Below are 11771 nucleotides of genomic sequence, written 5' to 3'. Positions count from 1 at the left end.
AAGATTGCAAGTGAAAAGTACGCATTTTATATGTACATAGTCGCAAATTTCGTACTAATCGCTTGTTATATGGATACATAATATAAAAAATTATTCATTATAATTTATGATTTGAGGGAGTGGTGAGGAAAATGAATTTAGAGGAACCGAAATTAAAAGGAGTAATAGCTACATTACAAATAATCGGTGGGAAATGGAAACCACTCATTTTATTTATTTTGCTAACAGATGGAACGAAACGGTTTGGTGAATTAAAGCGACTAATACCAGATATATCTCAAGGGACATTAGCGAAGCAGCTTCGTGAATTAGAGCACGATCAACTAATAAAACGCGAAATTTATCAAGAAATACCACCTAAAGTGGAATACAACTTAACAGAACATGGAAAAACAGTAAGCACTGTTTTGGATAGTATGTGTGGTTGGGGAAGAGGACATTTAGAATATATCGATAAAAACAAACTATAATATTATTATGTAAACTAAATGGGATTTGTCGAAACATATCGTTTTAGTGATTTGTATTTTATAATATATAATTAAATAGTGTTATAGGTTATTATATATGCAGTCTTCCAGATGAAGTGATATAGATGAAATGCTGTATCGTTCGAAGTAACTAGTTGTTCGGGGCTGAAAAAATGCGTAGCAGATATAAAAGAAGACGTAGGCCCTTTCACGATAATATCAACTATGAGTCTATTTCGAGAATCATCTAAACAGTTAATGCATTTTTACAAAGGGGAAATAATAAAATGAATGAATTAGAGTATAAAAGTTTTTATGATAAAGTGGGACGATTAAATGGGTGGGACTTTAGTAAGCTAAAGTGTGAAACTGTAGGTGACACTTGGGACTTTTATGGCGAAGTGCAAGAAAGATGTAAACCATCAGATATTCTACTTGATGTTGGCACAGGTGGAGGAGAGAATATATTAAAAATAGCATCTTCAGCTGCATTACTGATTGGAATAGATAATTCTAAAGGAATGATCAAAACAGCACATTCCAATTTGAATAAAGCAGGTGTACAAAATGTTGAATTTCTTCAAATGGATTCGGAATTTTTAACGTTTCCGCATGCTCATTTTGATATTACTTCAAGTTGTCATGCGCCGTTTGTAGCACCTGAATTGGCAAAAGTAATGAAAAAAGGTGCTTTTTTCTTAACACAACAAGTTAGCGAACATGATAAATTAAATCTTAAAGAAGCATTTGGTAGAGGGCAATGTTTAGGTGAAAGAGATGGTACGTTAAAAGATAATTATATGGGTGAACTTATTAGTGCAGGATTTGAACTCGTACAAGTACGTGAATATGATGTTACTGATTATTACAGTACTCCTGAGGATCTTATTTTCTTATTAAAACATACGCCTATTATTCCTAGATTTGGAGAAAAAGAAGAGGACTTTAATATTTTACAAAAGTTCATTGACGCTAATAGTTCCGAAAAAGGTATTCGTACGAATTCAAAAAGGTTTATGATTATTGCTGTTAAATCATAGTGTATTTTAACGTAAAAGCTGATTTTCTTTAAAAGAAAATCAGTTTTTTTGTGGGAAAGAATGCAGGAAAAACTGACAGTATAGTAAAAGAAATTCCTGATACTACACATTTGTTACACTGGGATAAACCAGAAGTTGTTATAGCGGAAATAAAAAGTAATTGGAGCTAACATATTCATACTAAAGTTGTAGTTTTTACACGGAAAATCCACCCTTCGGTTTGATTTTATCTATTTATAAGTGTAATACAATAAGAATAGATAATAAGAAACAAGGGGGAATGTAAAGTGATTACACATATATCAGATATAAAACTACAAACGGTTTCTATAGAAGGGGTAAAACAAGTCTATAAAGACATATTATCTTTTCCAATAAAAAAAGAAACCGCATCATATATTCAATTTGAAGTAACACCGTATACAACAATCAGTTTTCAAGAAGTATATGAACCAATTGCACCTGCGCATTTCGCTTTTGAGATCCCATATTCAAAGTTTCATGAAACGGCAAAATGGCTTAAAGAGTCTGGATTACTCATTGTGAAATGGAAAGATGGTCATACAATTGGTGAGGAGAATGGTCTATTCAATTTATACTTTAAAGATGGTGATGGAAATCTTCTCGAAATTATTGCACATAGTTATGTTAAAGAAGATGTATTAGTCCCGCATTCACCGTTAAACATTTTATACGTAAGGGAAATTGGTCTTCCGGTTAAAAGTGTACCTGTATTTACGGAATGGTTGAAATCAAATCTAGACATGAAAACGAAGGAAGATGGGGATATTTTCAACTTTGTTATAGGTGGCACTGCATATATCGTTGCAACCTGGTGGCAGCGACCGTGGATTCCAATCGCGATGAAAGCTTTACCACCGAAAGTACATGTTTCATTCGGAACACCGGATTATGCGTTTTTACAACAAATCCAAAATAACTTTAAGAAAAATGGTGTTCCATTTGAAAGTAAACATACTGAAGTATTGTTTATTCAACAAGGGTATTCATTTTCTGTTTTGCATACACCGGAGTTTCATTCCAATATTCCTAGAAAATTAAACTTACCACTTTCTATATAATTATAGGGAGGGGTAAGTTTTTTTCATTTTCATGAAGAAGGGTTTCAGTATAATTACACTGAATTTATAGAGGACTATAAGGCGTTATTCTAATTTACTGTAAGGAGAGAAATGAATTGAATCTAGGAAATCCGATAGCCAAAGGAAATACGGCTGAAATTTATCTTTGTGATAATAAAGTTGTGAAATTGTTTAAAGAATACCTCCCTAATACAGAATCTCTATACGAAGCACGAAAACAAAAGTATGCATATTCATGTGGTTTATACGTTCCTAAAGTATTTGAAGTTACAGAGATACAAGGTAGACAAGCTATTATTATGGAATATGTAGAAGGGGAAAGTGTTGGTGAGCTTTTGCTTAATAATTTGAGTAAAGCGGAGCATTTCATAAGTATTTGTGTAAGTATCCAACAAAAAATTCATGCTATATCTGTGAACTCTAATGAAATAGAACCGATGGAAGAAAGGCTTTATCGTCAAATTAACTCCGTACATGATCTGGATGAAAAACAAAAGGGAAATATATTAAAAAAGTTAGATTCAATCACATTTGAACCTAGATTATGTCATGGTGATTTACATCCGTTTAATTTAATTATGAGTAATGGTGATGTGAAAATTATAGATTGGGTTGATGCTAGTTCAGGTGATATTCGTGCAGATGTGTTTCGGACATACTTATTGTATTCACAGAATTCAGTGGAATTAGCTGAAATGTATTTACATATATATTGCAAAAAAACAGGTTTATTAAGAGATGAAATTTTCCAGTGGGCTCCTATAATTAGTGCAGCTAGACTGGCAGAGACTAAACCTCTGTAAATAAAAGATGTTTTTCATGTATTTATTCTGATTCTTGTAAGGATGGTGTATCATTTGTTTTTTACTCATTGATATTCCCTGTTATTTTTTTCTTGCTAATTCTTTTCGGTTTGTCATATACTTAAAAGAGACCAAACGTTTTCTTTTAGGAGGACACAATGCGTAAAGGTGAATTAACAAAAAGAATGATTCTTGATCGTTCCTCTGCTCTGTTTAATGTAAAGGGCTATAGTGGTTCTTCAATTTCTGATATTATGCGAGAGACTGCGCTGGAGAAGGGTGGTATTTATCGTCACTTTAAAAATAAAGATGACTTGGCTGTTCAAGCCTTTCAGCACGCAACTTCACAAATGGGAGTGCGTTATGTCGAAGAGATAAAAAAAGCATCCAATACGTTGGATAAGTTAAAAACTTTTATTTCAGTTTTTACATCTCTCATTAATAATGATCCTCTTCCTGGAGGGTGTCCAATCATGAACGTAACGTTAGAAGCAGATGATTCCCATCCTCTCATGGCAGTACAAGCACAGATAGCGATGAATCAATTACTTGGAATAATTGAAAAGATTATTACGTATGGAATTGAGCAAGGAGAGTTAAAACCAGATACTCAAGCAAAGCAGATTGCTATCATCTGGATTTCTTCTCTTGAAGGAGCACTTGCCTTGTCACGCTTATACCAAGATACAGTTTATATTGATACAGTATCGTCACGACTTTTAGATGAATTGGAAAAACAAATTACGGCCAACTAAGCCGTAATTTTTATCGCAAAAAAGAGACTGTTCGGTTTTTTTGAGGGGGTGATCACTTAATAGAAATTCCATGATGGAACTATGAAAGAACGGATGAGAGAAGAATGGTACTAATACAAAATAGTAAATTGAAAAATGTGTAGAATATGAACGATTTCGGCCTACCTGTTTCTAATTTTTGGAGGAGTGTGAAAAAGGATATGAGAGAAATAGAAACAATCGTAATTGGCTCTGGACCTGGAGGATATGTTGCTGCAATAAGAGCTTCACAATTAGGGAAACAAGTGGCAATTATAGAAAGAGAGAATCTTGGTGGCGTATGTGCTAACGTCGGCTGCATTCCATCTAAGGCACTTATTTCTGTAGGTCATCGTTTTGAGGAAACAAAGCATTCAGAAAATATGGGTATTTTTTCTTCTGGTGTAAATGTTGATTTTGCGAAAGTACAAGAATTTAAAAACAACGTTGTAAAGAAATTAGTAGGTGGTGTAGAAGGGTTATTAAAAAGCAATAAAGTAGAAGTGATAAAAGGTGAAGCTTATTTCATGGATGCTAATACTATACGAGTAACCAATAAAGATGCAGCTCAAACATATACATTTAAAAATGCAATTATAGCTACTGGATCACGCCCAGTTGAAATTCCAGCATTTAAATTTACAAAACGTGTGATTAACTCTACAGGTGCACTTAGTTTAACTGAAGTTCCAAGTAAATTGGTTGTAATCGGTGGTGGTTACATTGGTACTGAATTGGGCTCTGCTTACGCTTCCCTCGGTTCTATAGTAACAATTATTGAAGGAGGTAAAGATATTTTAACTGGCTTCGATAAACAAATGACTCAAATTGTGAAAGAAGACCTTATAAACAAAGGTGTTACAGTAATAGTAGATGCATCCGCTAAAGGTGTTGAAGAAGTTGAAAATGGTGTAATTGTTACCTACGAAATTGGTGGTGAAAAAAAGAAAGTTGACGCTGATTACGTATTAGTAACGGTTGGCCGTCGTCCTAATACTGAAAATAAGGGTTTTGAAAAAATCGGTATTGAGTTTTCTGACCGCGGTTTATTAAAAGTTGATCAACAATGTCGTACTAACCTTCCGAACATTTTTGCTATAGGAGATATCATTGCTGGTCCACAGCTTGCACATAAAGCATTTTACGAAGGAAAAGTAGCTGCTGAAGCTATTTCTGGTGAACTATCATTTGTTGATTACTTGGCAATTCCAGCAGTTTGTTTCACAAATCCTGAATTAGCTACAGTTGGTTATACTGAAGAGCGAGCAAAGGCAGAAGGCATGGAAGTAAAAGTGATTGAATCCCCATTTTCAGCAAACGGTCGTGCACTTGTATCAAATGGAGGAAAAGGGTTCTTGAGGCTATTGGTGCGTAAAGAAGATGGTGTATTAGTAGGTGCTCAAATCGTGGGTAATGGTGCATCAGAAATAATTGCCGAAATGGGTTTAGCAATTGAATCAGGCATGACAGTTGAAGATATTGCATTAACACCACATGCTCAACTAACTTTAAGTGAGATTGTGATGGAAGCTGCTGAGGCCTTAATTTACAATTTTAAATAAATATTAATTAATAAAAATTGGATTGCTTCGTTTTTTAGAAATTCTAAATAAAATAAATGTAGAGATAAATAAATATGTAAAAAACAATCTTTACTAATAAACTTCTTAATAACATATTATGGCTAATTGAGCCGTTTTTTCACCGTAAAAAAGAGACTGTTCGGTTTCTTTTTGTGAGAGGATTTATTCATTTATTAGAGAATGAAAAGTTGAATTATGGAAAATGAATATGTGAGGAGAATACAAATGAGTCAATTTGTTAATTCAACAATGGAAGGTAAAAATTTTAGTGCTGTTCAAGTAGGAAAGTGGGAGGATCTGCTTCAATATAAAAATGGAAATCCATTTAAAGCTCCTGGAAAGGTATTTCTTAAAGATGACTTACAATGTACAGGGATGGAAGTTTCACTAAATGTTTTCCCTCCAGGCATTTCAATGCCCTTTTATCATAAGCATAGAGAAAATGAAGAGCTGTATATCTTCGTCAAAGGACAAGGGGAATTCAAGATTGATGATGAAATCCTTGAAATCAAAGAGGGTACTGTCATAAGGGTGGCACAAGAGGGGGAAAGAATTTGGCGTAACAATTCAAGTGAACCTCTCTATTTTATTTGTATTCAAGCTAGGGCAAATACTTTGGAAGAAAGTAATATCGAGGATGGTATTAAGCTAGATAAATCCGTTGAATGGATTGAAAAATAGGTGCCACTGTACGATTAAATATCGTTTCGCTCCTTGTATTTTGTCTTTTGAAGAAAACTTATCTATAGAAAAGTACACCCAATTGTTAAACTGAATGTAACAATTGGGTGTACTTCATAGGAAACCAACTGTGTTTAAAGAATGGCTTTTTTCAATCTTTATTCTATAAAGGTTCATTATCCGTACTTGTTCCTCAGTTAACTCTTCTTTATTCCAATACATATGCATTAAACTATATTCGAATATCTCCTTTAATTTAATAAACAATGGAAGCTGCTCTATCATTTCTTTAGGTGGATCATTTTCCTCCTGGTATCCGTCGATTATTGCTTTTGTAATAGAATTCTCATAGTCGACTATGTTGCCATTCCCAACGAAAGAATATTCTATCGCGCTATAGACTGGAACAGCTAAATCGAATATGTAAAAATGTTTTTCACAGTCTTGAAAATCAATCATTGTTAAATTTAAATCATTGTCCACTAATATGTTTTCTAACCATAAATCTCCATGAATTAAGCCGTAATTTGAAGTGGACTTTGGCAGCTTCTTTATAGAAGTTAAAACGTCAGATGCAATTTCTCTTATAGTAGTCTCTTCTTTTGGGATATAGTTAAGAAAATTATACTCTTCATTTTCATACCAGTCGTTTATATGTTTTACTGGTTCAATACTTTCAAAATTTTTAGATGTACGATGTAATTTACCAATTTGTTGACCAAGCTTTTTAAATACATTAGAATTCCATTCGTTTCTTGGTAAATGTATACCAGGAGCAGCTTTATATAATACAGCAAAAACTTCTTTGTCTAAGGTTATTTTCTCTACTAAATTCCCCTTTAAAGAAGGTATTATGGGAGGGACTCCTAAGCCCTTTTGATATAAAAAGTTCGTATATGTAACTTCTTCTAATTGCTCTTCATATGTTTTATAGTTTGTAATTCTAACGAAGTAAGTACCTTGTGCTGTGAGACATTGATACATTTCATTTGTTATTGGTTTCATTTCAATAAAATCCAATGGATATAGTTTATTAATTAGTTTAAGTATCTCTTTTTCTATATTATTCATTTTAACTTCCTTTCCAAACATAAATTTTCCACTTACAAAACTACTAGTTCCTTAACTTACAAATTTCGTGTTTTATTTGGTAGAATCCTTTAAAAAAGATTTATCCCGTAAAAGTCCGATTAGTATGGGATAATAATCAGTGGGGAGGAACAAACTCCCCACTGATTAAAGTTTCACTTTATTGAAAAGTTAAGTAAATGTATGACAAAATAAGATAGCTGAAAAAATATGAAATGAGTAATTACATATGATATTTAAAGGTTCTAGAGGGTGGTTAATGTTATAAACCACAAGAAATATCAAAAGAAAGAAGTGGATACTTCTTATAATATTTAGTGAGGAGGGAGATAAATGAATGAACATATACAGCTAATGATTGAATGGATTGAGGGCAACTTAAAAAAGGAGTTTTCATTAGATAAATTATCTGATTATATGGGGTATTCTCCTTACTTATGTTCGTTTAAATTTCATCAAGTAACAGGGATAAGTATTAGACGATATATTCTTCTTAGAAGATTGTATTTATCAACGGAAGATTTGACGAATGATAGAAAGATAATTGATATCGCATTTGATTACGATTACTCTTCGCAAGAGGCTTATAGTAGAGCATTTAAAACTGTTTTTGGTATAACCCCAGGGAAATTCCAACTAAACAAAATACCGGTTCAATCATTTATTAAACTCTCAATCAATGATGGCAAGGAGTGGGATAGAATGAATTTTTCTAGAAAAATTGAAGTTGATCAGTTACGAAATGCGAAGAGTGAGCTGTTTGATAAAGATGTACTAAACATATTAAATGGTCAATTTATGTATGAAGAATTTAAAAGTGAAAAACTAATGGGGGAGTCTGATTACGCTCCATTTAATGAAGCTATGTGTGTAAATGCGACTACTGCACAGATTTTTGATGATGAGTTTATTAAAACAAGGGCAGAAGGGCACCAAGGTACTGTAGAAAATTATACGAAAAAGGTTATTCATCCTTTAGAGGATCTTTTTAAGAAAGAGTATAAATGTATTGTTTTATGGTTCGGTGAAGATATGTTTTGCCAAATGAATCTACTTACCGTACTTTCTTACCTTGAACAGTCTGGTTATAAGGGCAAAGTATACTTAAATAGCTTCAGAGAGGATGAATTTAAAGTTAGTCAAATTGAACTTGAATTAGGGAACTATTTTTCTGTTTACAATGAAGTTCTAGTAAATCATAAAAAGCCATCTTATGAGGTACTACCTGTAATGTATCAGGCGATAGATTTATATTTAGAAATGCTAAAAGAAAATAATGTAGTAGTAAAGTATATCTCCAAAAATAAAGGTTTACCAACACAAGATTTATTAAAAAGGTTGTTTAATCTTTTTCCAACAATAGGATATGGGGACCTACAATATATAGATCTTATTAATAAAGCGAGATGAAAATTGAAACTAATTAGAAGAGAATACAGTAAAAAAGATGCACCTAAAAGTATAGGTGCATCTTTTTTACTTATATTTGTTCAAGTAAATTTAATTCTTCTTCTACAAATGCCATTAATTCTTTTATTGTCTCACTAGAAAAATCAAAACGAATTCCAGCTGCTTCATATACCTCTGGTAAGGATTCAGAGCTACCTAGAGATAATGCTTGTTTGTAATTTTGTAGTGCTTGTTTAGGATTCTCTTTATATTGTTTATACATTTGCAATGCACCAAGTTGCGCGATTGCATATTCGATATAATAGAATGGTATTTCGAATATGTGTAGTACAGGTAACCAGCCAGTTGCTGTCCAGTTTTCATAACCTTCAATATTTACCACATTCGATTGGTAAGTGTTATGTAATTCTAAATATTTTTCATTTCTTTCTTTAGCAGTATGATTTGGATTTTCATACATCCAATGTTGGAATTGATCAACGATAAGCATTTGTGGTAAATACTTAACAATATCTTTAAAGAAATCTAATTTTGCTTTTATAAATTCTTCTGTATTCTCATAAAATGTATCCCAATACTCCATCGAAAACAATTCCATTGTCATGCTGGCTAGCTCAGCTGATTCTGAAGGGATTTCTAAATATTTTTGTAGCTTTAGCTGCTTCATACATTCATTATGAATACTATGGCCCATTTCATGGAGGAAAGTAGTAACATCATAATGTGTATGATTGAGATTCATAAAAATAAAAGATAATTGAGAAGCAGGTAAGTGTTCGCAAAATCCGCCAGGTGCTTTTCCTTTACGACTTTCTAAATCTAAGCAATCATTTTTATGCATACGGCTCAATAATGCAGAAAATTCTGGGTCTAGTTTTTGTAAAATATGAGAACTTTTTTCGATTAAATCACTCTCGTCTTCAATGGGTTTTAATACTTTTTGATTTGGTGCGGCTGCTTTTAGATCCCACGGACGAAGTGTATCTACTTGAAGTTCAGCTTTTTTCTCATTAAATATATTATCAATAAGTGGCACAACGTATTTACGAACGGATTCTGCAAGTTCATAGCAATCATCAGCCGTATAATCAAAACGTTCATGTTTTTTAAACATATAATCACGATAATTATCTAATTGAATGTTTTTTGCCTTTTGGTGACGGATTGCAATTAATTCATTTAAAATATGTTGTAAATTATTTTCAACAGATAAAAATTTTTCGGAAATGAGCGTTTTTGCTTTTTTTCGTATATCACGATTCGGATTTTGTAAGTAAGACTGTAGTTCAGTAATTGTTTTTTCTTCGCCATCCCATAGTGCAGTCAAACTGCCTGTAATTTCGAAGTACTCGGTTACTAATTTGTCTTCTTTTACTTCTAAATCAATGTTCTTTTCACAAAATAATGTTTGCGCATTTTTTATTTTTTTATCTAGTAAGCTATAAGTTTTTGGATCAAGTTGCATTCGAAATGGTGACTCTAAATATTTATTATCAAAGGAATTTTGATAACGTTTCAAAAGAGGCCTTACATATTGTTGATCATATTCAAACGTATCTTTTATTTCTTTGTTATCTGTATTACATTGAAAGTCAATATAGTGTGATCTCAATTGTTCTTCGATTTCCCATATTAATTTCGACTGTATTTTCAGCCAATTTTCTAAATCTTCTCCTGAAGAAATGGGTTTACTTAATAAAGTAGATAATTCGTTCTCTAGCTCATGTATATTACGGATATCGATCGTATTAGAGTTCTGCATTATTTACCCCTCACTTTTTATTTACTCAAGGAGGTATTCTTCTTTTTCGCTATGATTCCTTTTTTTTCTAGAAAATTTGTGCCTATTACTCCAAGAACAATCATAAGTGTACCGACAATATGATAGTAGGCAATTTGCTCGTGTAAGAATACAACGCCTGCGATAATGGTAATAAGTGTAGATAAGTTGCTAAAAACACTTATTTTGGCTGCTTCAATATAAGATAATGAATAGTTTAATAATAATGCTGTCAGTAAGGAAGATAGTAATCCTAAATATAAAATGGAGATAAGGAATGTTCCATTCGTAAATGGCTTAAAGTATACAGTTATTGTACCTTTGTTCATGTGGTCAATGATTGCGATGAAATTAAAACTAATAAAACCGATTGCTGTCATTGTGTATGTTAAATCCATCAGCTTGAATTTCTTTGTCATTTTTCGAGCTAATACATTGTAGCAAGCAGATGATAATGCCGATAATAAAATGAGAATAACACCGATAAAGCTCGTTTCATGAGCCCCTATACCATTCATAACAAATATATAAATGACACCTATGACAGAAATACATACTGATGTTTTTTGCCATGTATTCGTATATTCTTTTAAAAAATAGGAAGCTAGTATCATCGTAAATATAGGGATCGTTGCTTGTATAATTCCAGCTTCAGATGAACTTGTATATACTAAGCCAAATGCTTGGAAAGCAAAGAACAATGCTGGATAAAATATTGCGAGTGGTAAAAGTGTAAGTATGTTTTTAAATGATATATTTAACTTTACAAAACCGAAAATAACCGGAATGGTTGCTGCTATGAAGGCAACTGTAAAACGGTGAGCCAGAGTATCAAGAGGACTCGTAATGGTTAGTGCTAGTTTCACAAACATAAATGAAAACCCAATAATAAATGAATAGAGTAATGCTGATATATATGCTTTTGTTGTATTTGTCATAATTCCACCTCATAGTAGTTGATTTCTTACTGGCCAGTATACGTACATAGTAATCCTTCTGATCTAGTGCTACAATGTGAACAAATACAAACTGTACCGGT

At 32.5% G+C, this 11771-nt stretch carries 11 protein-coding genes and 1 pseudogene; 9 read left to right on the top strand and 3 right to left on the bottom strand.

The window, feature by feature from the left end:
- The first annotated feature begins 131 nt into the window (after window positions 1-131).
- From MHH66_RS13780 to MHH66_RS13745, 8 genes and pseudogenes are all read left to right on the top strand, one after another.
- Window positions 132-470 carry a winged helix-turn-helix transcriptional regulator gene (locus tag MHH66_RS13780; RefSeq protein WP_078185745.1) on the top strand — a complete coding sequence of 113 codons (339 nt, stop codon included), beginning with the start codon at window positions 132-134 and terminating at the stop codon, window positions 468-470.
- A 287-nt stretch (window positions 471-757) separates the two neighbouring features.
- On the top strand, window positions 758-1510 hold the full coding sequence (locus MHH66_RS13775) for a class I SAM-dependent methyltransferase (RefSeq protein ID WP_002032273.1): 753 nt from the start codon (window positions 758-760) through the stop codon (window positions 1508-1510).
- A gap of 68 nt (window positions 1511-1578) precedes the next feature.
- Window positions 1579-1680, top strand: a pseudogene (locus tag MHH66_RS13770) (alpha/beta hydrolase); the annotation flags it as partial.
- Between the two features lie 117 nt (window positions 1681-1797).
- Window positions 1798-2592: a VOC family protein gene (locus MHH66_RS13765; protein ID WP_078185747.1), complete on the top strand. Its 795-nt coding sequence runs from the start codon at window positions 1798-1800 to the stop codon at window positions 2590-2592.
- Between the two features lie 116 nt (window positions 2593-2708).
- Window positions 2709-3416, top strand: a complete 708-nt coding sequence (locus MHH66_RS13760) for a phosphotransferase family protein (protein WP_063218833.1) — start codon at window positions 2709-2711, stop codon at window positions 3414-3416.
- A gap of 158 nt (window positions 3417-3574) precedes the next feature.
- The gene (locus tag MHH66_RS13755; protein WP_078185748.1) at window positions 3575-4171 is read left to right on the top strand and encodes a TetR/AcrR family transcriptional regulator; all 597 of its coding nucleotides are present in this window, start codon (window positions 3575-3577) and stop codon (window positions 4169-4171) included.
- A 200-nt stretch (window positions 4172-4371) separates the two neighbouring features.
- Entirely contained in the window at window positions 4372-5751 is a 1380-nt protein-coding gene (gene lpdA, locus MHH66_RS13750) for a dihydrolipoyl dehydrogenase (protein ID WP_078185756.1), read from the top strand.
- A gap of 246 nt (window positions 5752-5997) precedes the next feature.
- A complete protein-coding gene (locus MHH66_RS13745) occupies window positions 5998-6453 on the top strand; it encodes a cupin domain-containing protein (RefSeq protein ID WP_002127529.1) in 456 nt (151 codons plus the stop codon).
- 114 nt (window positions 6454-6567) lie between these two features.
- Here MHH66_RS13745 and MHH66_RS13740 read toward each other — a convergent pair whose 3' ends face one another.
- On the bottom strand, window positions 6568-7545 hold the full coding sequence (locus MHH66_RS13740) for a phosphotransferase enzyme family protein (RefSeq protein WP_078185749.1): 978 nt from the start codon (window positions 7543-7545) through the stop codon (window positions 6568-6570).
- Window positions 7546-7875: 330 nt separating this feature from the next.
- Here MHH66_RS13740 and MHH66_RS13735 point away from each other — a divergent pair, with 330 nt between their 5' ends.
- Window positions 7876-8952, top strand: a complete 1077-nt coding sequence (locus MHH66_RS13735; RefSeq protein ID WP_078185750.1) for a helix-turn-helix domain-containing protein — start codon at window positions 7876-7878, stop codon at window positions 8950-8952.
- 70 nt (window positions 8953-9022) lie between these two features.
- On the opposite strand, the gene MHH66_RS13730 is transcribed toward MHH66_RS13735, so the two are convergent.
- Both MHH66_RS13730 and MHH66_RS13725 read right to left on the bottom strand, forming a co-directional pair.
- The gene (locus MHH66_RS13730) at window positions 9023-10714 is read right to left on the bottom strand and encodes a M3 family oligoendopeptidase (RefSeq protein WP_063218836.1); all 1692 of its coding nucleotides are present in this window, start codon (window positions 10712-10714) and stop codon (window positions 9023-9025) included.
- A 17-nt stretch (window positions 10715-10731) separates the two neighbouring features.
- Complete coding sequence (locus tag MHH66_RS13725) at window positions 10732-11670, bottom strand: DMT family transporter (protein ID WP_078185751.1); 939 nt, start codon at window positions 11668-11670, stop codon at window positions 10732-10734.
- Window positions 11671-11771 lie beyond the last annotated feature (101 nt).

The organism is Bacillus sp. FSL H8-0492 (assembly GCF_038006145.1).
Classification (GTDB): Bacteria; Bacillota; Bacilli; order Bacillales; family Bacillaceae_G; genus Bacillus_A; species Bacillus_A mycoides.
Note: the sequence above shows the minus strand (reverse complement) of the source record. Positions and strands in the feature narration are given on the sequence as shown.

What these genes read in the sequence shown, in the direction of transcription:
- MHH66_RS13780 (WP_078185745.1), top strand. Translation starts at nt 132, where the DNA reads ATGAATTTAGAGGAACCGAAATTAAAAGGAGTAATAGCTACATTACAA.
- MHH66_RS13775 (WP_002032273.1), top strand. Translation starts at nt 758, where the DNA reads ATGAATGAATTAGAGTATAAAAGTTTTTATGATAAAGTGGGACGATTA.
- MHH66_RS13755 (WP_078185748.1), top strand. Translation starts at nt 3,575, where the DNA reads ATGCGTAAAGGTGAATTAACAAAAAGAATGATTCTTGATCGTTCCTCT.
- lpdA (WP_078185756.1), top strand. Translation starts at nt 4,372, where the DNA reads ATGAGAGAAATAGAAACAATCGTAATTGGCTCTGGACCTGGAGGATAT.
- MHH66_RS13745 (WP_002127529.1), top strand. Translation starts at nt 5,998, where the DNA reads ATGAGTCAATTTGTTAATTCAACAATGGAAGGTAAAAATTTTAGTGCT.
- MHH66_RS13740 (WP_078185749.1), bottom strand. Translation starts at nt 7,545, where the DNA reads ATGTTTGGAAAGGAAGTTAAAATGAATAATATAGAAAAAGAGATACTT.
- MHH66_RS13735 (WP_078185750.1), top strand. Translation starts at nt 7,876, where the DNA reads ATGAATGAACATATACAGCTAATGATTGAATGGATTGAGGGCAACTTA.
- MHH66_RS13730 (WP_063218836.1), bottom strand. Translation starts at nt 10,714, where the DNA reads ATGCAGAACTCTAATACGATCGATATCCGTAATATACATGAGCTAGAG.
- MHH66_RS13725 (WP_078185751.1), bottom strand. Translation starts at nt 11,670, where the DNA reads ATGACAAATACAACAAAAGCATATATATCAGCATTACTCTATTCATTT.